Source organism: Weissella uvarum (assembly GCF_016908785.1).
GTDB lineage: Bacteria > Bacillota > Bacilli > Lactobacillales > Lactobacillaceae > Weissella > Weissella uvarum.
In genome coordinates this window covers 309,102-331,207 of record NZ_JAFBEO010000002.1, presented here as the reverse complement: position 1 = coordinate 331,207, position 22,106 = coordinate 309,102, and the positions used below count along the sequence as shown (strand labels likewise).

The 22,106-nt window shown below is 39.4% G+C and carries 23 protein-coding genes and 6 tRNA genes; 24 read left to right on the top strand and 5 right to left on the bottom strand.

The features are described from left to right. The first annotated feature begins 17 nt into the window (after window positions 1-17). The 7 genes from JOC36_RS04325 (at window position 18) to JOC36_RS04295 (ending at window position 1,809) form a co-directional block, all read left to right on the top strand. Window positions 18-91 (top strand) — tRNA-Asp (locus JOC36_RS04325). A 24-nt stretch (window positions 92-115) separates the two neighbouring features. Beyond that, a tRNA-Trp gene (locus JOC36_RS04320) sits at window positions 116-189 on the top strand. Between the two features lie 2 nt (window positions 190-191). Next, a tRNA-His gene (locus JOC36_RS04315) sits at window positions 192-265 on the top strand. 24 nt (window positions 266-289) lie between these two features. Further along, a tRNA-Leu gene (locus JOC36_RS04310) sits at window positions 290-374 on the top strand. A 33-nt stretch (window positions 375-407) separates the two neighbouring features. Further along, window positions 408-481: transfer RNA gene (locus JOC36_RS04305), tRNA-Pro, on the top strand. Window positions 482-573: 92 nt separating this feature from the next. Beyond that, window positions 574-873, top strand: coding sequence for a hypothetical protein (locus JOC36_RS04300; protein ID WP_239517526.1), 300 nt, complete (start codon window positions 574-576; stop codon window positions 871-873). Window positions 874-882: 9 nt separating this feature from the next. Further along, window positions 883-1,809 (top strand): ADP-ribosylglycohydrolase family protein, encoded by a 927-nt coding sequence (locus JOC36_RS04295; protein WP_205145272.1) that lies wholly within the window; start codon window positions 883-885, stop codon window positions 1,807-1,809. Window positions 1,810-1,852: 43 nt separating this feature from the next. Here JOC36_RS04295 and JOC36_RS04290 read toward each other — a convergent pair whose 3' ends face one another. Then, entirely contained in the window at window positions 1,853-4,675 is a 2,823-nt protein-coding gene (locus tag JOC36_RS04290; RefSeq protein ID WP_205145271.1) for a YfhO family protein, read from the bottom strand. 151 nt (window positions 4,676-4,826) lie between these two features. On the opposite strand from JOC36_RS04290, the gene JOC36_RS04285 reads away from it, so the two are divergent. From JOC36_RS04285 to JOC36_RS04250, 8 genes are all read left to right on the top strand, one after another. Next, a complete protein-coding gene (locus JOC36_RS04285) occupies window positions 4,827-6,248 on the top strand; it encodes an aspartate ammonia-lyase (RefSeq protein WP_205145270.1) in 1,422 nt (473 codons plus the stop codon). 170 nt (window positions 6,249-6,418) lie between these two features. Next, window positions 6,419-7,405 carry a mannose/fructose/sorbose PTS transporter subunit IIB gene (locus JOC36_RS04280; RefSeq protein WP_205145269.1) on the top strand — a complete coding sequence of 329 codons (987 nt, stop codon included), beginning with the start codon at window positions 6,419-6,421 and terminating at the stop codon, window positions 7,403-7,405. A 44-nt stretch (window positions 7,406-7,449) separates the two neighbouring features. Further along, window positions 7,450-8,259: a PTS mannose/fructose/sorbose transporter subunit IIC gene (locus JOC36_RS04275; protein ID WP_205145268.1), complete on the top strand. Its 810-nt coding sequence runs from the start codon at window positions 7,450-7,452 to the stop codon at window positions 8,257-8,259. Window positions 8,260-8,278: 19 nt separating this feature from the next. Then, the gene (locus JOC36_RS04270; RefSeq protein WP_205145267.1) at window positions 8,279-9,244 is read left to right on the top strand and encodes a PTS system mannose/fructose/sorbose family transporter subunit IID; all 966 of its coding nucleotides are present in this window, start codon (window positions 8,279-8,281) and stop codon (window positions 9,242-9,244) included. Between the two features lie 72 nt (window positions 9,245-9,316). Continuing rightward, the gene (locus tag JOC36_RS04265) at window positions 9,317-9,682 is read left to right on the top strand and encodes a DUF956 family protein (RefSeq protein ID WP_205145266.1); all 366 of its coding nucleotides are present in this window, start codon (window positions 9,317-9,319) and stop codon (window positions 9,680-9,682) included. Window positions 9,683-9,779: 97 nt separating this feature from the next. After that, on the top strand, window positions 9,780-10,679 hold the full coding sequence (locus JOC36_RS04260; protein ID WP_239517525.1) for a DNA/RNA non-specific endonuclease: 900 nt from the start codon (window positions 9,780-9,782) through the stop codon (window positions 10,677-10,679). A 99-nt stretch (window positions 10,680-10,778) separates the two neighbouring features. Next, window positions 10,779-11,309, top strand: a complete 531-nt coding sequence (locus JOC36_RS04255) for an HdeD family acid-resistance protein (RefSeq protein ID WP_205145265.1) — start codon at window positions 10,779-10,781, stop codon at window positions 11,307-11,309. A gap of 103 nt (window positions 11,310-11,412) precedes the next feature. Beyond that, on the top strand, window positions 11,413-12,132 hold the full coding sequence (locus tag JOC36_RS04250) for a glycerophosphodiester phosphodiesterase family protein (RefSeq protein WP_205145264.1): 720 nt from the start codon (window positions 11,413-11,415) through the stop codon (window positions 12,130-12,132). 48 nt (window positions 12,133-12,180) lie between these two features. On the opposite strand, the gene JOC36_RS04245 is transcribed toward JOC36_RS04250, so the two are convergent. Then, window positions 12,181-12,579, bottom strand: a complete 399-nt coding sequence (locus JOC36_RS04245; RefSeq protein ID WP_205145263.1) for an ImmA/IrrE family metallo-endopeptidase — start codon at window positions 12,577-12,579, stop codon at window positions 12,181-12,183. A gap of 3 nt (window positions 12,580-12,582) precedes the next feature. Next, window positions 12,583-12,957 carry a helix-turn-helix domain-containing protein gene (locus JOC36_RS04240; protein WP_205145262.1) on the bottom strand — a complete coding sequence of 125 codons (375 nt, stop codon included), beginning with the start codon at window positions 12,955-12,957 and terminating at the stop codon, window positions 12,583-12,585. Window positions 12,958-13,169: 212 nt separating this feature from the next. Between JOC36_RS04240 and JOC36_RS04235 the strand changes: the two genes are divergently transcribed. Beyond that, window positions 13,170-13,586 (top strand): DUF722 domain-containing protein, encoded by a 417-nt coding sequence (locus tag JOC36_RS04235; protein WP_205145261.1) that lies wholly within the window; start codon window positions 13,170-13,172, stop codon window positions 13,584-13,586. 130 nt (window positions 13,587-13,716) lie between these two features. Then, window positions 13,717-14,103, top strand: a complete 387-nt coding sequence (locus JOC36_RS04230) for a phage holin family protein (RefSeq protein WP_205145260.1) — start codon at window positions 13,717-13,719, stop codon at window positions 14,101-14,103. A gap of 116 nt (window positions 14,104-14,219) precedes the next feature. Here the strand turns inward: JOC36_RS04230 and JOC36_RS04225 are convergent. Beyond that, window positions 14,220-14,291: transfer RNA gene (locus tag JOC36_RS04225), tRNA-Arg, on the bottom strand. 134 nt (window positions 14,292-14,425) lie between these two features. On the opposite strand from JOC36_RS04225, the gene JOC36_RS04220 reads away from it, so the two are divergent. The 7 genes from JOC36_RS04220 to JOC36_RS04190 all read left to right on the top strand — a co-directional run bounded on the left by JOC36_RS04220 (window position 14,426) and on the right by JOC36_RS04190 (window position 20,414). Next, the gene (locus JOC36_RS04220; protein WP_205145259.1) at window positions 14,426-14,809 is read left to right on the top strand and encodes a helix-turn-helix domain-containing protein; all 384 of its coding nucleotides are present in this window, start codon (window positions 14,426-14,428) and stop codon (window positions 14,807-14,809) included. Further along, window positions 14,799-15,254: a hypothetical protein gene (locus tag JOC36_RS04215; protein ID WP_205145258.1), complete on the top strand. Its 456-nt coding sequence runs from the start codon at window positions 14,799-14,801 to the stop codon at window positions 15,252-15,254. Before JOC36_RS04220 ends, JOC36_RS04215 begins: the two co-directional genes overlap by 11 nt. Before the next feature lie 108 nt (window positions 15,255-15,362). After that, window positions 15,363-15,563 carry a hypothetical protein gene (locus JOC36_RS04210; protein ID WP_205145257.1) on the top strand — a complete coding sequence of 67 codons (201 nt, stop codon included), beginning with the start codon at window positions 15,363-15,365 and terminating at the stop codon, window positions 15,561-15,563. Between the two features lie 126 nt (window positions 15,564-15,689). After that, the gene (gene gap / locus JOC36_RS04205) at window positions 15,690-16,700 is read left to right on the top strand and encodes a type I glyceraldehyde-3-phosphate dehydrogenase (protein WP_205145256.1); all 1,011 of its coding nucleotides are present in this window, start codon (window positions 15,690-15,692) and stop codon (window positions 16,698-16,700) included. Between the two features lie 101 nt (window positions 16,701-16,801). Further along, a complete protein-coding gene (locus JOC36_RS04200; RefSeq protein ID WP_205145255.1) occupies window positions 16,802-18,025 on the top strand; it encodes a phosphoglycerate kinase in 1,224 nt (407 codons plus the stop codon). A 185-nt stretch (window positions 18,026-18,210) separates the two neighbouring features. Beyond that, window positions 18,211-20,043, top strand: a complete 1,833-nt coding sequence (lepA, locus tag JOC36_RS04195) for a translation elongation factor 4 (RefSeq protein WP_205145254.1) — start codon at window positions 18,211-18,213, stop codon at window positions 20,041-20,043. A 128-nt stretch (window positions 20,044-20,171) separates the two neighbouring features. Then, window positions 20,172-20,414, top strand: coding sequence for a type B 50S ribosomal protein L31 (locus JOC36_RS04190; protein WP_205145253.1), 243 nt, complete (start codon window positions 20,172-20,174; stop codon window positions 20,412-20,414). 170 nt (window positions 20,415-20,584) lie between these two features. On the opposite strand, the gene JOC36_RS04185 is transcribed toward JOC36_RS04190, so the two are convergent. After that, complete coding sequence (locus tag JOC36_RS04185; protein ID WP_205145252.1) at window positions 20,585-21,643, bottom strand: site-specific integrase; 1,059 nt, start codon at window positions 21,641-21,643, stop codon at window positions 20,585-20,587. Window positions 21,644-22,106: the final 463 nt, after the last annotated feature.

The window sequence follows — 22,106 nt, the reverse complement described above, 5'->3', positions numbered from 1 at the left end:
TCCCTGTATCGTCCATTGGTCGCATGGTCTAGGTGGTTAGGACGCCTGCCTGTCACGCAGGAGATCACGGGTTCGAGTCCCGTTGTGACCGTTTTCAAGCATTACGTCATTTTATAGGGGTATAGTTTAATGGTAGAACAACGGTCTCCAAAACCGTCGGTGGGGGTTCGACTCCCTCTACCCCTGCCATGGCGGTTGTGGTGAAGTTGGTTAACACACCGGTTTGTGGTTCCGGCATGCGTGGGTTCGAATCCCATCAACCGCCCTTTGATGTAATGATTGATTTGTTGCCGTTGTGGCGGAACTGGTAGACGCGCTGGACTCAAAATCCAGTTCCCTTTTTGGGAGTGTGGGTTCGATTCCCACCGACGGCATAAATCCCTTTTAGGGATTTTTTATTTACATTTCGGGACGTAGCTCAGCTTGGTAGAGCACCTGGTTTGGGACCAGGGGGTCGCAGGTTCGAATCCTGTCGTCCCGATAAATTAAACTGGAGAATCCATTTGGGTTTTCCAGTTTTTTTGTTAGCTAGATAAGTTTATAATAACGATATGAACCAATAAAGGAGATATTATGGCTGAGACAATAACAAATGAATCATTTCAGTATTTACTTGATGATCTAATGAAGGGTGGCCCAGTTGTTGGTGAAAAAAAGTTTGATATTGAGGACTTTTTTCAATTGCAAGATCCCGATGGTCAAACACATACGTACTCGCATATTGATATTTTAAAGCGTGCTGATGATACATATTGGATGCCATTGGATGAAGATCGCCATACTTTGACCAATATTACGAATTATCAAATATATGTGAATAAAACGAATAATTGGGCTTCCATTGCAGATTGGTTTAGTACGGAAGATATTTAAGGAGTACATATGACAGCTGATTTTTTAAGGAATGGCATGTATGGTTTTGCGATGGGGGACGCCTTTGGCGTGCCTTATGAATTTAAGGACACTGCAGAGGTTAGTTCCAAAATGCGCCATGGTGGGCTATGGAGTGATGATACAAGTTTATCTTTAGCAACGATTAATGCGTTAACAGATGAATACCAACTTAAGGGTATCATGGACAATTTTAGTGCCTACTTAAATCAAGGCGAATTTACGCCACAAGGGCAAGCATTTGGATATGGAGTTGAAACTGCTAATGCGATTAAAGCTTACGATGAAAGTGGCAAATTTGGAGATTTTAACCAAGATGATCCAATGGCCAATGGTAATGGAGCTTTAATGCGGATTTGGCCGCTTGCTTTTTATCAATTACCGGCACAAGTTACTTTAGAACAAGTTGTTAATGAAGTGACTGGTTTAACGCATGGGCCAATGCAGGCAAAGCTCATTTCCCGCTTTTGGGTCTACTTTATGCGTGTGTTACCACGAATGCGTAATATTGAACGTGCACTGGTACATGCGTTACGGGCAATTAATCGCCAACCAGCAGTGCAAGCGTTATTAGCACAAAACGATATAGAATGGTTAGTGGTTCCAGCTGGCAGTAATCCTGATCAAATTATTGAGGCGATTAAGAACCAAAGTATTGATAGCATTAAGCCTACCAGTTATGATGTGGACACTCTTAATACCGTCCTATGGACTGTTTTGAATGCGCAAAGTTACGAACAGGCAGTAAAGCAGGCTGTCCAATTAGGCGGCGATACAGATACAAATGCTGCTTTGGTTGGTCTTGTAATGAGTTATGTGGATGATCATTTCCCAGAACAATGGTTTAATGAATTGGCACATAAAGAAAAAATTGAACGGGAACTGGTCTTGGCTGATCAAAGTCATCGTTTTGATTAATAAAAAAGCACATCGATACGTACTTGTATCGGTGTGCTTTTTTCTATCTATGAGTTTTAAACCAACGCAGGCAAGTATAAATGAACAAACATACTAGGCCAATGATTGATAATAATTGCCCTAATTTCAAACCAGGGGTCTGATAGTTTAATTGGATATTATTATTGCCGGCATGCAATTTCATGCCAAGAAAACCATCATTAACCTTCAAAAGTTTTTGATTCTTTGAAGACCAACCACTTGAGTAAGGAATTGTAGTTGCCAAAATCTCTGTTTTGTTTGTTTTAACATGTCCCTCAATTGTATCGTGCTTAATTGAAAGCGGAATAGCTGTTTTTTGGGCCGCTTGCGCTACTTTTTCAAAACGCTGGTCGGTTGGAATTGATTCTACAGAAACATCAAATTCATAAGTACCTGGTTGATCAAATTGGAATGGAATAAATTGCTCATCCAATTTAGAACTACCCGGACCGATATTAATCGTTACATTACGAACTGGCTTATAGAATGAAAGGTTTTTTTGACCACTTTGTTTGAAAGTACCCTCAAAATCATTGTATTTGGTCGTTAGTGTATAACCGTCTAAGTATTTACCAAATTTACTAATGTTTGATAGATACCATTCCCATTTAAATAGTTTAGGATTATAGCTAAGATCAGCTGTTTTTTGTGGGTTCTGGCGCTTTTGATGCGCCTTAAAATTATACTCTTCAATTGCCGATTGGGCTTGTTGTTTGAATGATGCTGGATGGAACTTAATGTTTTTAAGTTCAATGTGTGTTTCAGTGCCCTCTAGATCTTTAGCTTGTTTCAAATATACACCAGTCGGATCATTCTTTGGGTCGGTTGTATATTTAAAATGGAGCTCCTGGTCATAGTCACTGTCGACACTTTTACGAATTGGCTGTTGCTTGACTGTCTTTTGGAAGGTAGAACGATCTGTAGACTTGATTGCATTCGTAACTACGCCATTAGCCAGGTAGGCTTCTCGTTGTGTACCAGATGCTTGATTAAATTGTTTTGTAGAAATAATATTTTGTGGAAGGTAAGCTAATGGATAGACAGATTTACTTTGATTAATAGTTTGATTATTAACGCTAGCTGAGTTGTTATAAGGTACATACGTGCTAGGTGCATCTTCGCCATACCAGTATTTTATGCCAAGAATATTGCTAATAATGTTACGGCGATCCAAGTTACTTGTAATATCGTTATTGTTACTGTCGGCAATTTGTAATTGGTTCATTAATTTGCCAACCGCACCATTTTGATATGACCAGTAAGATTCAACATTGTGTGCAGGACCGAGAATGCTCAAGTTAGTTGCTGGGGAAATACCAGTCATATTACCTAATTGATTTTCGATGTAAGAGCGATTCAAAGATGCTTTCGCGTCGTTCGATTCATCGTTATCGTCGGTATTTTTGTCGTGCTCAGATAGATAACTTTGTTGATTATCAATTAACTTATTTACATTTGAAAATGATAGTAGGCTTGTCTTTTCTGGATCAAGATCATTTTCATGATTCTGATGCATGAGAACAAAGGCATTAAACAATGTTAATGCTAGGACAACCCACAGTAACTTATGTTGTAGTTTAGCAAAATAAAGTACAAGCATGAGTGCTAGGGCAATAGCCAACATGGTTGCAAAATTACTTTTAATTGAAAAATTATTGTTGTAGAAGATTGAAACTGCTGCAATGCCTGTAAAGATTAGCATGTTTATCAAATCTTTCATATCAAGCGCGTCAAGCTGATTAAGGAAGTAAACAACGCCAATTGCCAACGGGAGGGCTAACATGAAAGTCCAGCGATTGGATGGTGATGAAGCACCATTACTTAAGGCTGCTAAGCTAGGCAAACAAAGCATAATTAGTGCGATAATAAAAACCCAATTTAATTGCTGATATTGTTTGAAACGCCGAAGTGTATAGATGGCGGCAAAAATCGCAACAATTGTAAATCCACCTGTGAACCAAAAGTTAGGAACGTTATCATTCATGATTAATGATCCCGGCAACTTAAGATAGTAGTTAAGGGGATAGATCACGATGCCATTAGCAAAAGATGTTGCACTACGAGCAGAGCTGAGCATACTGAGCATACTTGGCAAGAACAATACCATTGGTATCAGAGCTCCAATAATTGCGGAGATGATCACATTGGCCCAATAGCGGATGTTTAACCACTTATGATTAAAACTAGTCTGAATAATGAAGAAGAGTAAGGCGCCAAGTGCCATCATGAAGGCAAAATAGTAATTATTCCAGAGCGTCCAAGCGACCATTAAAATGAATGGGAAGTTTTTCTTTCCATCTAAAACATTATCAAGGCTGGTAATGAGCAGTGGAAAAATAATCAACGGATTAATGAAGAAAGGATGGTTGAAAATAATAAAGGCAGTATAGCCGGTGCAAAGATAAACAATGCTGGCAATAACGTTGACTAATGTATTTTTAGAATCCGTGAAGTGGCGTACAGCGGTCAAAAAGGCGATTCCAGCTAAGAAAAGGCGTACCACAATCATAATCGTGTAATATAGACCGACGTGTTTTTGACTAACGAAAGCCACACCGTAAGTGAAAATATCACCCAATGTGTAATATGAAAAGACTTGATAAAAATCAGAACCCAAGCCAATATTGAAAGTCCATTGGCTTGGCCACTGATGGGTGGCCAGGAGATGTTTTAAGTCTCTTTGCCATTCAACTAACGCCGGAAGATGTTGAGCAATACCGTCTGATTGCCATATAAAGGCCGTTCCAGTTAAGAAGTAAGGCAAAAAAAGCATGGTGGCTAGGAGAATGAAAATAGCTGTATAGCATAAAAGATTATTCTTCCACCATTGTTGTTGCTGCGTCATAGTAACTCCTAAAATTTGTAATAATTAAATTCATTATATCATTTTGGGACCGGCGTAATTTATAAGAATATTGTTGATAAAGTGTAAAAAAGCTTTGGCATCGCGGAAATTTATTGTAAAATATTACAAACTGAAAAGAGGGTAAAGGTAAATGCGAGTTGAATCAGATTCATTAGGACAAGTTGAAGTACCAGATCAGGCGTTTTATGGCGTCCACACCGTACGAGCTTTGGAGAACTTTCCAATTACAGGTGAGCATGTCAATGCCAATCTTATTAAGGCTTTGATTCAAATTAAATTGGCAACAATTAAGACGAATCATGATGCAGGTAATTTAGATGATGAAGTAGCTGGTGCTTTAATCGAAGCAGCAAATCAAGTGTTATCTGAACCAATTGATTATGAAAATATGTTCCCGTTAGATCCAATTCAAGGTGGAGCTGGGACCAGCATGAATATGAATGCAAATGAAGTTCTTGCTAATTTGGCTTTGACTAATTTGGGTTATGAAAAAGGAGATTATCAAAAGATTAATCCGAATGACCATGTTAACAAGAGTCAAAGTACCAATGATGTTTTCCCGTCTGCCGGGAAATTAGCCTTGATACATATTGTTAAACCACTGATGGCTGAAATTAACGCTTTAATGGAAGCGATGGGGGCCAAAGCCGACGAATTTGCTGATATTTATAAAATGGGGCGTACACAGTTACAAGATGCGGTACCAATGACTCTAGGAAATTCGTTCCATGCCTACTTAAAACCACTGGGACGCGATTTAATGCGAATTGATGAAGCACAACAAGGGTTGCATGTCTTGAATTTGGGTGGATCAGCCATCGGTTCTGGAATTAATGTTTCACGTTACTATCAGGAACATATTATTCCAGAATTGAACGCTGTTACGGGTCTGGAGTTAGAACAAGCTTCCGATTTATTTGATGCTACTCAAAATTTGGATGGCTTTTTACAATTATCATCAGCGCTAAAGTCACTTGCTGTTGATTTATCAAAGATTGCCAATGATTTACGTTTATTAAGTTCTGGTCCACGTTCTGGCTTAAATGAAATCAATCTACCAGCGCGTCAAGCTGGTAGTTCAATCATGCCTGGTAAAGTCAATCCAGTTATCCCTGAGGTTCTGAATCAAGTTGCGTTTGAAGTAATGGGAAATGATATTACTGTAACGAGCGCAGTTGAAGGGGGACAATTAGAATTAAATGCTTTTGAGCCCGTGATGCTTTATCGTTTATTTGCATCAATTGAGCATTTGACGCAAGCCTTAAAGACATTTAGAGAGCATGCAATTGTTGGGATTACGCCAAACGAAGATCGACTTGCACAAGATATTGATCTTTCTGTTTCATATGCCACGGCGATGGCGGCCCATATTGGTTATAAAGAGGCTTCAAATTTGGCTAAAGAAGCGTTACGTACAAACCGTTCATTACGCGACTTAGCCGAAGACTCAGGTGAATTTACAGAAGAAGAATTAGAAGATATTTTTGCAGTTGATAAGATTGTGCGAAATGCTCGAACTCCTGAACATGGTTTGACTAGTTTCGAAGAATAATTGTTCTAATTTTCACAATGCTAGTATAAAGGCGTATCTAAGAGATACGCCTTTATATTTTTTTATGAAAATAATTAAGTGAAAACGTTTACAACGAAATCGTTTTCATGTATTATAATCAATGTATTAAGCAATAGTTTAATAAAGATATTATTTAAGGAGAAGCAATTATGGTGAAGTTCATTATTGCTAGTCACGGCGAGTTTGCCAAGGGTATCCGTCAATCAGGACAGATGATTTTTGGAGAACAAGAAGACGTAGAAGTAGTAACTTTTATGCCTAACGAAGGGCCTGAAGATTTGTCAGCTCATTTTAATGAGGCTCTTGGTGACTCTGCCAACGCTGGAGAAGTATTATTCTTAGTTGATTTATGGGGTGGGTCTCCATTTAACGTCGCTTCTCGGATTCAAGCTGAGAATCCAGATCGCATGGCAATTATTTCTGGGTTGAATTTGCCAATGTTGATTGAAGCATACGGAGCTCGTTTTACGATGGATAAGGCAGCAGATATTGCGCATTATTTAGTAGACGTGGCGCGTGATGGCGTTAAGACAATCCCTGAAACTGTTGCATCTGAAGCACCAGCTCAAGAAGCCGATGCACAAGAAGCACAACCACAAGCTGTTACTAACACAGATGTTAACAAGGTTGAACATTCAGGTGAGATGACAATTGATGTTCGTCTTGCTCGGATTGACTCACGTTTGTTGCACGGACAAGTTGCCACTGCCTGGACTAAGGCGGTACAACCAAACCGGATTATTGTTGTTTCTGACACGGTTTCAAAGGATGAATTGCGTAAGACATTGTTGGTCCAAGCCGCACCAGTTGGGGTTAAGGTTAACGTTATTCCAATTCAAAAGTTGATTGATGTTTGGGATGATCCTCGGTTTAAGGGTGTTAAGGCAATCTTGTTGTTTGAAACACCACAAGACGTTGAACGGGTTGTTGCCGGTGGCGTTAAGTTAACAGAAGTTAACGTTGGATCAATGTCACATTCTGAAGGTAAGCGCATGGTTACAAACGCGGTTGCCGTTGATGATAACGACGTTGAATGCTTTGAAGAATTACGTTCACAAGGTGTTAAGTTTGATGTTCGTAAGGTACCAAGCGATTCAAGCAAGGATATCTTTACTTTGTTGAAAGACAAAAACTAAAACTCAATAATTAATTTCAAACGTAGAATAGGAGGGTTAAACGCATGATTTCAGCGTTTTTTGTTGTATTAATTTCATTCCTTGCCGGAATGGATGGAATTTTGGACGAATTCCAATTCCAACAACCGATCGTTGCGGCAACGCTTATCGGTTTGGCTAACGGACATGTAACCGAAGGAATTATCCTTGGTGGAACATTGCAAATGTTGGCCCTAGGTTGGATGAATATTGGGGCTGCTGTTGCGCCCGACGCCGCTTTGGCATCTGTTGTTTCAGCTTATTTGGTAACTGGACCAGCTCAAGTTTCAGTGCACGAAGGTATGGCGATTGCCGTGCCACTTGCCATCGCTGGTCAAGTTTTGACGATTGGTGTTCGTACGATTACAGTTATTTTGTCACACGTTGCTGACAGTCAAGCCAAAAAGGGAAGCCTTCGTGGTATTGACGCAGTTAATATGACGGCCTTGGCATTACAAGGTTTGCGTATTGCTATCCCAACAATTATTGTGATTATGGTTGGTCCTGGACCTGTTAATGCTGCTTTGAATGCAATTCCTGATGTGATTACCAAGGGGCTGGCCGTTGCCGGTGGATTTATCGTGGTTGTTGGTTACGCCATGGTTATTAACATGATGGCAACACCTGAACTATGGCCATTCTTCTTCCTAGGATTTGCGCTATCAGCTATTACAGAATTGAACTTGATTGCCATGGGTATCATCGGACTTGTTCTTGCATTAGTTTACCTACAACTTTCACCACGCTTTAACGGCTCAAATGGTGGAGATTCAGGTAGCCAAGGTGGTTCAGGCTCATCAGGTGATCCAGTCGACGCAATTTTGAATAATTATTAGGGTCTGGAGGACGAGTACAATGACTGATGAAGTACAAGAAAAGCAAGTACAATCAACGGAGCTTCACCTAACTAAGGGTGACCGTCGTGCAACTTGGTGGCGCTCAACATTTATTCAAGCTGCATGGAATTATGAACGTATGCAAAACGTGGGTTGGGCCTACTCAATGGTGCCAACAATTAAGCGTCTTTATAAAACAAAAGAAGAACGTGCAGAAGCCTTAAAGCGGCATTTGGAATTCTTTAACACACATCCATACGTTGCCTCACCTATCTTGGGTGTTGAAATGGCGATGGAAGAGCAACGTGCCAACGGAGCTGAAATTGATGACGAAGCCATCAACAGTGTTAAGGTTGGTATGATGGGACCTTTGGCCGGTGTTGGAGACCCAATCTGGTGGGGAACTGCCCGCCCAGTGCTTGGAGCTTTCGCCGCTGGATTAGCACAAAGTGGTCAAATCCTTGGCCCAATCATCTTCTTCGTTGTATGGAATTTGATGCGTATGGCCTTCTTGTGGTACACACAAGAATTAGGTTACCGTGAAGGTACAAGTATCACCCAAGATTTGGGTGGTGGTATGATGCAAAAGCTTACAACTGGTGCTTCAATCTTAGGTATGTTTATCATGGGTGTGTTGGTCCCACGTTGGACAACAATGAACTTCCCAATGGTTCTATCAAAGGTTAAGTTGCAAAAGGGTAGCTATGTTGATACAGATGCCTTGGCACAACAAATCAACAGTGGTAAGTTGAACCCATCAACGATTTCAGATGTTGCCGGAAAGATTAAGGATGGACAAAACCTTGGTGCCATTAAGGTTACGACTGTTCAAGATACTTTGAACCAATTGATCCCTGGTCTTGCACCATTGCTATTGATGTTCGTTGTTTTGTGGCTATTGCGTAAGAATGTTTCTCCAATCGTTATTATCTTCGGATTGTTTGCAATTGGAATTCTTGCATATGCCTTTGGAATTATGGCATAAAAGACTTAAAAGCTGGCGCAGACGATGCGCCGGCTTTTGTACATAAAAAATAAAATATAAGGTAAGTGAATCATGGTAAAGCAGGATAAAGCACAACAAATTGATAATGTTCCAGAATTAAGTGCACGGGCAAATGCCTCATTAAGTGCCTTGAATATTCAACCGGGGTATTTGTTCTATGGTGATAAGGCGATTGAGTTCCGTTCAAATAAGGGCGGTTATATCATTATTCCTTGGGAACAAATTGATTATGTTAGTCTGGAAATTATTTTGAAGGTTTACTATCGTGGATTAATTATTAAAACGAAAGAAGATCAAACTTTTGAATTTGTTGGTGGTAAGCCACGCCAAGCGTTAGAAATCATGAAAAAGCATCTACAACCAAACCAATTGCGCCGACGGTTAGGTGCTTGGGAACGGCACAAGATGAAGAAGTAGTTATTAAAAAAGGGTCAGGGTAGCTTGTCTGACTCTTTTTTTGTGTTTTAATAGATAAGTGTCAATTTTATAAAATGTAATCAAAGGATGCAGTATTATGGCAAAGCGAAGAAAAAAGAAGCAACCGATGGGCCAAAAGCTCACTATCACAGGAATTATAGTCGTTCTAGCTTTATTTATTGGTCAGCAAACGGGGTTGATTAACGAACACCAAGTTAACGAACTGAAACAGGTTACAGGTGTCACAAAGCAATATCAAACAAATCGTAGTAGTAGTCAACGCGTTGGTTCACTAAGTACAAATCAAACTAGTGATTTACCACGACATCCGACGCAAAGTCAGGCTGCAACAGTTTTAACGCCAGCGATTAAGCAGCAGTTAAATGCGCGACAAATTTCATTCAATGGAACTGGCGCGTTTGTTATTAATCAAAATAAAACAGATTTAAATGCTAATGTGCGGGTAGCACCATATGTTCAATTGGCGCAAACAGATCAATATGGTCGGCCAGGTGTAGCAAATGCCTTTTTGAATAATAGTAGTCGTGAATATCGAAAACGTGAAACTACGGGAAACGCCACTAAGATTAATCCGGTCGGTTGGCAACAGATGCGGTTAAATGATAACCGAGTCCTCTACAATCGGGGACACTCAATTGCGTATGCATTGGCTGGTGGTGTTAAAGGCTTTGATGCCTCAGAAGCAAACCGACAAAATATTACGACTCAGACGACATGGGCTAACCAAGCTTCAAATGGGGATACTACCAATACTGGGCAAAACTACTATGAATCGATTGTTCGTAAGGGCTTAGATCAACATAAAACAATTCGGTACCGGGTAACACCACTCTATGAAGGGAAGAACCTTGTGCCTTCTGGTTCACATATTGAAGCGAAATCGCAGGACGGGAGTATTCAATTTAATGTCTTTATCCCAAATGTTGAGCCTGGCGTCACTATAAATTATGCGAATGGGTCGGCCAAAGCGCAGTGATTATGATGGATTTATTACAAAGTGTTTACAAAAAAATATGCATTATGGTAAGATACATATTAATGAATTTTAATTTCAGCTATTTTTTTGGAGGATGTTATGGAAAACACAAGTAATAATAAAGGCTTTGACATTTTTAGCCTTGTATTAGGTATCTTGGCCTTAGTTTTGGCCTTCGTTGTTTTGGAACACCCTGGTGTTTCATTGACAGTTTTGATTATCATTATTGGTATTTTCATGGTAATCGATGGAATTCTTCATTTTTCACAACGTAGTTCACTACGTCGTATGGGAATGGAAAGCACTGGAATGTTGACATTCCTTGCTGTTTTAGACATCATCGCTGGTATTTTGGTTATTTTCTGGCCACAAAGCTTTGGTGCTATCTATGTTTGGATCTTCGTTGCCATTGGCATGGTTTTGGATTCATTGTTTGAACTTTGGGCTGCTAAGTACGTTAAGTCAGCTGGTAAGGGTTACTACTGGTTTATCGTTGTAATGGCAATCATTGGTTTGATTCTTGGTATTGTTATGCTATTTAGCCCAGCCTTTGGTTTGTCATTCGTTGTGGCTTTGTTGGCTGCATACTTGCTTGTCTTCGGTGTTTTGGAAATCGTTAAGGCATTCTAAGCAAAAAAGCACAATCTTTTTGGATTGTGCTTTTTTTATTGTTTATGATAAGTAATCCACCAACTAATGTTGGATAGTTTTGAGTGCAATGGAGGCAGTTAAGGTGGAAACAACTGTATTTGGGCATCGGGGTGTCCCAGAAAAGTATATTGAAAACTCTTTGCCAGGTTTTAAGTATTTAGCACAACATGGCGAAGCGGTGGAGTTTGATGTTCAGTTGACGCGTGATCATGAACCGATAATTATGCATGATGAAAAAATCAATCGGACAACAAATGGGCATGGCTTTATACGGCGGATGACTTTAGCGGAGCTTAGGCAATACCATTTAGTTCCAGATAAACGTCGTGTGCATCAATTACATGTGGAGGATAATCGAATCCCAACATTGGATGAAGTACTACAAGTCTTTCAAGGAACTAATATTATGTTAAATATTGAGTTGAAAACAGATAAGCTTGATTATCCTGGGATTGAAGCGCTAGTTTTGGAAAAGGTGCAAGCGTACGGATTGATGGCACAAACCATCTTTTCTTCGTTTAGGCCTGAGACGATTCAACGTGTCCATGCGCTAGCGCCCAATCAGCCGATTGCATTGATTAGTCGGCAGTTGATTAAAAACCCTGCTGAAGTCATGACAAAATACCATCTAAGTGCCCTCCATATGAAGAAGACAACCGTCAGACCTGAATGGGCTAATTATGAACGGGCTTGGACCATTGATCAGCCCTCAGAAATGATGCAGATGTTTCAATATCATTTTGCCGGATTCTTTACTGATGATTTTGAACAAGCCTTAGAGCTTGAGCAACAATTGAACTAAAAAAATCTGTAAGTGCTCAAATGAGTGCTTACAGATTTTTTAATAGCTTTAATCATAAATAATGTCTTGGACCAAGGGTTCAAACCAGCTTGGTAAACAAAATTCAGCCATAAAATCAGACCAATTCCGATATTCATTAGGTGTATCTGCATAGATTAGTCGAGCCAACATGCGAATGGCGCGTTCGTTCGTTTCTCGTTCTTCTTTATTTTTGATATAAGGAGAAAAAGTATATAGAAAAGTTGGCTGAGAGAATTTAATATGACAAATTTCATGAGCGAGCCGGAAAGCAACACTAATTGATGATTGATAGTTGTGGTTTAGATTGATAATGCGTTGTTTGCAAAAAGCAACATCAGGATCAGTCGCTTGACCTGCGACTTCTTTAATGATGATATCTGATTGGGTCGCAATATAAAGTAATTGTTTAAATAGTTCTTCATGCATAGGCTAGTGCTCACTTTCATTCAGGGTGTTCAACATAGCCAAAAGGGCGTGTTTGTAGTCGTCTGAAAGTGGTTGTCCATTAAACATGGCGACGCCTTCATCGGACAATAGTTGATCAAGATCATTGGTCTTGACTGCTTGCGGTTGTTTAGTTGAATTTGCTGAATCAGGTAGGCCTAATAGGTCATCGGCAGTGACGCCTAAAACAGCAGCAACTTTTTCTAATGTCGCACGTTTAGGTGTGACACCATCAGGATATTGTTTTGATGGTTTCCAAGCATAAATTGATTTTTCGCCAATGCCAGCACGCTGGGCGACTTCGGTTAAAGCAAAGCCTCTTTCCTCAGCAATTTGTTTGACACGTTCATAGATTGACATGATTAGCTCCTTTTGTACGAAAATAGTATTAAAATAACTTGACTAAGTACGAAAATAGTATTATCATCTAGATATAGTTTTATAGCACAGCTTAATTGAAAGCGTGGAATGTGTCTTAGATGAAGATACGGACGACGCTTGTTTATATGTGCCATTTTAGTACGAAAAGTGTATTAAAGCAAATGGATTTTTGGACAGTAAAGGAGCTAGCGATGGCAGATCAGTACGATAAAGTATTAACGCAGTATTTTACAGGAGGCTTAGATATTGCAATTAAAGAACGTGAGCAGGAATTGCGTTTAATAAAAAGCGCACGCGATGACAATTTTGGTGGTGGTAAAGCACAAAATAAATACTTTAATGTTGTGGAAAATACGATGGATAAACTTGAAAATGATCGTTATTTAGCAGAAATGAAACGGCAACGTGACATTATTCGTGGTTGTGTGGAACAGTTTGATCGAGAGCATCAAGAAGTGTTTTATCAATGGTATCGAAATCGGATGGGGTGGGAATTGATTGCGCAATTGCATCATGCTGATCGCAGTACTGTCTTACGTTGGCGGGATAAGTTAAAAAAAGCTTGTCGTGAGGCTCATTTATTATCGAATGAAGCAGGCAGATCATAAATGTGCGACTTTTAATGAACACGCATTAATCATAATTAAAGATGTTTCTTGGAAAAAGCGTGTAGCAAATGTCAGGGAACGAAATCTAATTGAAAGGAAGTAACAATGCAGGAAAATGAAAGCATTCGAAATGATGATTAAACTTTTTGAACAAAGCTGGCCCACAAAATATTATTTATTACTTGTAGCGCTTGTATTTGCTGACTTAGTCTTGGGATTTGGCCGGGCAGTTGTTTTGCATAAATTCAATTCAACGATTGGTCTAGTGGGAATTATCAAGCACGTGATGATTTTATTAATTCCTTTTATGTTGTATCCTTTTGTGGCGGCGATTGGATATAGTGGCGTAGCAGACGGCATCATTTTATTTTTAGTTATGTCGCAGGGTGGTAGCGTCTTGGAAAATTGGGTAGCGTTAGGGTTACCCTTTAAAGCAGAGTGGAAAAACTTTTTTGATGATCAAAAGTTAGCGCAAAAAACACAATATGGATCAACGGATGAAAGCAATCATCAATAGGCAATCTGCTTATACAAAAAGCCCCAGTCGTAACTTGTAAAAAGTTACAACTGGGACTTTTATTTTGTACAGGCCACTTTGCGGCCTATTAAAGAACCAATTAAGGAATTACCTAATGAACCCGGGGGGAATCGAACCCTCATCTCCAGAACCGGAATCTAACGTGATATCCATTACACTACGGGTTCAATTTACTTGATTAATTATAGACGACCATAGCAGTAAAAGCAATCCTAAAATAGATTAGGTTAAACCTTGCAATTAGTTAAGTTTCCCTTTATTATTAAGTAAATAAATAAATTTAAATTGAAAAGGTGACAATATGGCTACTTCAGAGGGAAAAGAAATTATGGGACGCAATATCAAGCGTCTATTGAAACAGCATGGCATGACGGCAGCAAAGCTTTCTGAAATCGTAGGTGTATCAACTGCGACAATTTCAGATTGGTGTAATGGAAAAACTTATCCACGAATTAATAAAATTGAATTGATGGCGGATTATTTTGGTGTTTCAAAATCAGAATTAGTGGAAGACCCAAATGAAGTGGCAAATACAACTGTGTCTGAAGAACCAGCACTGATGGCAGCACATTGGGGCTTAGATATTACAAGCTTGCCAGATGATGAGCGCCAACGCGTGATTGATCGGGCAAAAGCTTATGTAGAAGGTCTTATTGCAGATTATGAGGATCACCATGCAAAATAACCGGTATGAGGATCTCCTAATTCGGGTTGAAGATGAACTAGCAAAACGGGGGATGCCTGCCACTATTTTAGATACAATTCCGCTTCAGGAGAATTCAGGACTGGCAGGGGTTACCTCAATTAAAGATGGTAAAGTATATATCTTTATTGATAAGGCTTTATCAACCTTTGAAAAGGCTGAAACGTTAGTGGAAGAATATTTCCATGCGATTTCTGATTTAGGGGATTTATTAGATTATCAGACAGCTCGTGCCCATAATAATGAAGTTAATGCGCGTGAAGGTGTAATTTCGTTTATGACCAGTGCTGAAGATATTCAACGTCTGGCACAGGAATATCCAGATGAACCATTAGCACCATGGATGTTAGTTGAAGCGTTCGGCTACCCTTTAGATTTTGCGCAAGACACGCTCGATTACTATCGTAGAAGTGGCGAATTAAAATAAACCTATTGCAATTAGTTTAAACCTAATCTATAATATGAAATGTGCTTGGTTAAGGCCAAGTTATTTTTATGACATTCAATTAAGTTTAAACTAACAAAGGAGGCGCTTATGCCAATTCTAAATATGATCGGTGTTCTTTCACTTATTGCAGGGATTATCATGATGACGGTGATCTTTAAATCTATTGTGACGGCTGTAACGCCAACGCTCCTAAAAACAATGCAACAAATTCCAAAAGAAGTCGATTATCGTAAAATTAAAGCGGATATTTTTGAAGTACAACACACCTTACGTTGGCGTTTTAAGTAGGATTTAGCACTCTTTACTTTTAATTACAAAAAGTTGGTTCCTTAGTTTGCGAAAGTGTAAACAAAGTCGTATAATATTGATTGTAAAATCGTTTACGAAATGAATTTCTGGGAGGAATCATTAATCATGACTGTAAAGATTGGTATTAATGGATTTGGCCGTATCGGTCGTTTGGCATTCCGTCGTATCCTTGAGTTGAAGGATGCTGCTGATGATATCGAAGTTGTTGCTATCAATGACTTGACTAACCCTGCTATGTTGGCATACTTGCTAAAGTATGACTCAACTCATGGTACTTTGGATGCTGAAGTTTCAGCTGATGAAGATGGTATCATTGTTGATGGTAAGAAGTACCGCGTATACGCCGAAAAGAACGCCGCTGATTTGAAGTGGGTTGAAAATGATGGTGTTGAAGTGGTATTGGAATCAACTGGTTTCTACACTTCAAAGGACAAGGCACAAGCTCACATCGATGCTGGTGCTAAGAAGGTCTTGATCTCAGCTCCTGCTGGTGATATTCCTACTGTTGTTTATGGTGTTAACCAAGACACATTGACTCCAGATGACAAGATTGTTTCTGCTGGATCATGTACTACACAATCATTGGCACCTTTGGCTGATGCCCTTAACAAGGAATTCGGTATCGAAGTTGGTACAATGACAACGATTCACGCTTATACTTCAACTCAAATGATTTTGGATGGACCTCGTGGAAGCAAGCCTCGTAACAACCGTACAGCTGCTGCTAACACGATTCCTCACTCAACTGGTGCCGCTAAGGCCATCGGTTTGGTTGTTCCAGAATTGAACGGTAAGTTGAATGGTCATGCACAACGTGTACAAGTTGTTGACGGTTCAATCACTGAATTGACAACTATCTTGGACAAGAAGGTTACTGCTGACGAAGTCAACGAAGCTATGAAGAAGTACGAAAACGATTCATTCGGTTACAATGATGACGAAATCGTATCTTCAGACATTATTGGAGACACACACGGTTCTGTCTTCGACCCAACTTTGACTGAAGTCGTAACTGCTGGTGATCACCAACTTGTTAAGACTGCTGCTTGGTACGATAACGAATACGGTTTCACTTCAAACATGATCCGTACTTTGAAGCACTTGGCTGAGCTTTAATCTTAGCTTCAGTTGAACAAAAAAACAGGGGGTTTGGTGGAAGCTAAATCGCCTGTTTTTTATCAGAAATGTCTATAAATTAAAAGAAAGAGGGTATCTCTATGGCTAAGTTAACTCTTGAAGACTTGGATCTTAAAGGTAAGAAGGTATTGATGCGTGTTGATTTCAACGTGCCTTTGAAGGAAGAAAACGGTGAAGTCGAAGTTGCCAATGATAACCGTATCGTGGCTGCTTTGCCATCAATTAAGTATGTTTTGAACCATGGTGGACGTGCCATCATCTTCTCTCACCTTGGACGTGTAAAGTCTGAAGATGATAAGAAAAAGTTGTCAATGAAGCCAGTAGCACAACGCCTTGCTGATTTGATACAACAACCAGTTACTTTTGTTCCTGCTATCGAAGGTAAGGAACTTGAAGAAGCTGTTGATAACCTTGGCGACGGACAAGTTTTGGTATTTGAAAACACTCGTTTTGCTGATGTTCAAAATGGTGAAGAAGTTAAGCGCGAATCAAAGAATGATCCAGCACTTGGCAAGTACTGGGCTTCATTAGGTGATGTCTTCATCAATGATGCCTTCGGTACTGCACACCGTTCACATGCTTCAAATGCTGGTATTGCTGCTAATATCGCACAAACTGCTGCAGGATACTTGATGGAAAAGGAAATCAAGTTCTTGGGTGGTGCTGTTGAAAATCCAAAGCGTCCATTCGTTGCTATCATCGGTGGTGCCAAGGTTTCAGATAAGATTGAAATCATCCAAAATCTTCTTAAGAAGGCTGACAAGGTTATTGTTGGTGGTGGAATGGCTTATACATTCGACGCTGCAATGGGTAAGCCAATTGGTGATTCATTGTATGAAGCTGACAAGGTTGACTTGGCTAAGCAATTGATCGACGAAGCTGGCGACAAGCTTGTTTTGCCTGTTGATGCAGTTGCTGCTGACAAGTTCTCTAACGATGCTGATACTTACATCGCTGAAGATGGTATTAAGGACGGTTACATGGGTCTTGATATTGGACCTAAGTCAATCGAATTGTTCAAGTCAGTTTTGAACGATGCTAAGACTGTTGTTTGGAACGGACCTATGGGTGTGTTCGAAATGCCTAAGTTTGCCAAGGGAACTCTAGCTATTGGTGAAGAATTAGCTAAGGTTACTAAGGAAAACGATGCAACAACAATCGTTGGTGGTGGTGATTCAACTGCTGCTGTTCAACAATTGGGTATTGCTGACCAATTGTCACACATCTCAACTGGTGGTGGTGCTTCACTTGAGTACCTTGAAGGTAAGGAACTTCCTGGAATTTCTGCCATTTCAGATAAGTAATAAAATTAAAGAGAAGGTTCACGTTCGCGTGAGCCTTTTTTTGTGCCAAAATATGAATAGGTTTATGAATTCTAAGGACTTTTATATATCGGCACTCTTATATTTCGTGTACAATTGAAAGTGGAACTTTAGTGTTGTTGAGTTGGACACTAGATAATTTAAAATGAAGAAGGAGCGCATATATAATGGACTTAGAAGAAATGAAAGCGCGCCAATCACATATTCGGAACTTTAGTATCGTTGCTCATATTGATCATGGAAAGTCGACAATTTCTGATCGAATTCTTGAAGCGACCCATACTGTGGCCGAACGTGATATGCAAAACCAATTATTAGATACAATGGATCTCGAGCGTGAGCGTGGCATCACGATTAAAATGAATTCAGTTGAAGTTCACTATACTGCAAAAGATGGTGAAACCTATATTTTCCACTTGGTGGACACACCTGGACACGTCGACTTCTCGTATGAAGTTTCACGTTCACTTGCTGCTGTTGATGGTGCCATCTTAGTTGTGGATGCGGCGCAAGGGGTTGAAGCGCAGACTTTGGCAAATGTATATCTTGCGATTGAAAATGATTTGGAAATTATTCCAGTTATTAATAAGATTGACTTGCCTGCTGCTGATCCAGAGCGAGTTAAGGAAGAAATCGAAGATGACATTGGATTAGATGCCTCAGATGCCGTAATGGCGTCAGCTAAAGAGGGAATTGGTATTCCCGAATTATTGGAACAAATTGTTACTAAGCTACCAGCGCCAACCGGTGATTTAACGGCACCTTTGAAGGCACTTATCTTCGATTCAACTTATGACTCATATAAAGGTGTTATTCTAACAATTCGTGTTCGCGAAGGAATTGTGAAGCCTGGCGATAAAATTCGCTTTATGAACTCTGGAGCGGAATACGAAGTGACTGAAGTTGGAATCCATTCTCCCAACCCAATTAAGCGTGATTACTTGATGGCTGGGGACATTGGCTATCTAGCCGCTTCAATTAAGAGTATTCGTGATGCACGCCCAGGGGATACAATTACGAATGTTGATGATCCGGCCGATGAACCATTGCCTGGTTATCAGCCAATGACGCCAATGGTTTATTCTGGACTTTATCCAACTGATAACGCACGATATAACGATTTGCGTGAAGCGTTGGAGAAGTTGCAGTTGAACGATGCTTCGCTTGAATTTGAGCCAGAAACATCGCAGGCACTTGGTTTTGGTTTCCGTACAGGGTTCTTAGGCTTGTTGCACATGGACGTTATTCAAGAACGTCTTGAGCGTGAATTCGACCTAGATTTGATTACGACGGCACCATCTGTAACGTACCATGCGTACACGACCGGTGGTGATATGGTAGAGGTTTCAAATCCGGCTGATATGCCCGATGCGTCTGAAATCAAGTCGATTGAGGAACCATATGTATTAGCACAAATCATGGTGCCTGAAGACTATGTGGGTACCGTTATGGAATTGGCGCAAAGCAAGCGTGGTGAATTTAACACAATGGAATATTTGGATAAGCAACGTGTGAACGTGAAGTACTATATTCCACTTTCTGAAATCATTTTTGATTTCTTTGATAAGTTGAAGTCATCAACACGTGGTTATGCGTCATTGGACTATGACTTAGATGGTTATCGTCCATCGAACTTGGTTAAAGTTGATATCTTATTGAATGGTGAAAAGGTCGACGCCTTGAGCTTTATTGTGCACGCTGACTTTGCGCAAGCACGTGCGCGTGTGATTACTTCAAAGTTGAAGGAAATCATTCCACGTCGTAATTTCGAAGTGCCAATTCAAGCAGCAATTGGATCAAAGATTATTGCGCGTTCAACGGTTAAGGCCTACCGTAAGGATGTTACCTCAAAGATTCATACAGGTGACCCTGATCGTCGTGCTAAGCTACTTGATAAGCAAAAGCGTGGTAAGAAACGAATGAAGTCTGTTGGTGCGGTTGATGTGCCACAAGAAGCCTTCATGGCCGTCTTGAATACCGGTGATGATGACGAAAAATAACGATTTCTCGTTAAAAACCAGCTAAAACACTATCAAAAGTTTGGCAAATATGGTATTATAATTTAGTTATCTTAAATATAAAACTGACTCTATCACGAATGTGTTAGGGCGATAAGGAGAAGTTCAAAATGAAGCCTAATATTCATCCAGAATACCACCAAGTGGTATTCGTTGACTCAACTACTGGTTACAAGCTATTGACTGGTTCAACTCGTACTTCTGATGAAACAATCGAATACGAGGGTAACACTTACCCAATGATTCGTGTTGAAATCACTTCAGATTCACATCCTTTCTACACTGGTAAGCAAAAGTTTACTACTGCAGATGGTGCTGTGGACAAGTTCAACAAGAAGTATGGTTTGAAGTAATTATACTTCAATCTAAACGCTGGCATGACGGCCTAAACGCTGTTGTACCAGCGTTTTTCTTTTTCTTTTGATAGATGTATTTAGTGGTTTTTAGTGGTAAAAAGTTGGAAAAATTTGCCACATTTTGCCACATATAATTATTTTTGCCACATTTTTGCCACAAATTGTCACTAAAAAAGGGCCATGGTTTTATCATTTTCTTCGTTCCTTTTATCTTGAAGAAGGTGGAAATATGTTCGCTGAGTAATAGAAATATTACTGTGTCCTAAACGTTCACTCACATAGGCAACGTCAACGCCGTTATTAATTAGATAACTTGCATGTGTGTGTCTAAGACCGTGGAATGTAATTTGTTTTGTTCCAGTTTCCTTTATAATATTTTTTAATTCACGAGTATAGTAATTTTGTTCATGTTTATCTCCAAGAAAGTGAATGTCTGTTTTGGGGTATTTATCTTTATAACGATCTAATTGAACAAAGAATTTATCTGGCATTACAATGGTTCTGATTGATGATGGCGTTTTGGGCGTCACATATTCAAAAGGGTACTGATTTGTCTTATTTTGAGTAATAGAGATGGTTTTATTGTCCAAGTCGATTGAATCATAAGTTAAGGCTAAAATTTCACCTAAACGCATACCAGAGAGTAATGAGATATAGATAGAAAAACGTTGTGGAGTAATATCATTTTTTTCTATATAAGTTAGAATTTTATTCATATCATCAGTTTCAAGGTAGTTAATGCTTTTGACTTCATTCTTTATATTTGGAATTTTAATATTTGAAGTTGGATTTGTTTTTATAATTCCGTCGTTAAATGCTTCTTTCAAAGGCATGGATAAACGAATTAGTGTTTGCTTAGTTGTGCTTGCTTGATGTGTTTCCGAAAATTTATTAACAAACTCTTGAATATCCTTTCGTGTAATTTCTTGTAAATAAAAATTCTTAAAATATTTATGAACAATCTTTTGTGTACTCAAATGATTAGAAATTGTTTGAGTCTTTAATTGCTGTTTGAAGTGACTATCAAGCCAGTGATCATAATATTCAGTAAACAACGTATTGTCTGAATTAAATTTACCATTTTGAATTTCAGTCAATCTTTCTGCTTCGTATGCTGTCGCCGCTGCTTTTGTTTTAAATCCGCTTTTCCTTTCTCGTTTGTGTTCGCCGTTAGGAGTAGTGTAGCTAATATAAGCTTGCCATGTTTTTCCTCTCTTTGTAGCCATGTTAATTTAAACCTAACCTTTCCTTTTAAAAATTGAGTAGTTTAAAGACGTACTCGGGTCTGATATAATATCAAACGGGAGTAATCCTGTGGGAGCGTATATCCATTAGCTTGCCGGCGAGGGGGATATGCGCTTTTTATTTTGCAATTATAATTTTCAATGGTATAATTTAGGTACGAGTTGAGATAGCTTTCGTTATCTCTGATTAAACCACTTAGGAATGGACGCCCGAGTGGTTTTTATTTTGCAAATATAAGCATTAATGTTATAATTGACTTACGAAATACGGCAAGTGGGGTACCTCTTGTTCTTAAACCATTTGGGAGTGATCGCCTGAATGGTTTTTATTTTGCAATTATTCATGTATACATCTATTTGGCGTCACGATCACAAACGACGCTAGATGGGAGGTACTTCAAATTGTTGTATTTCGCAAATGCTGTATTTACAGCTATCTTGTCAT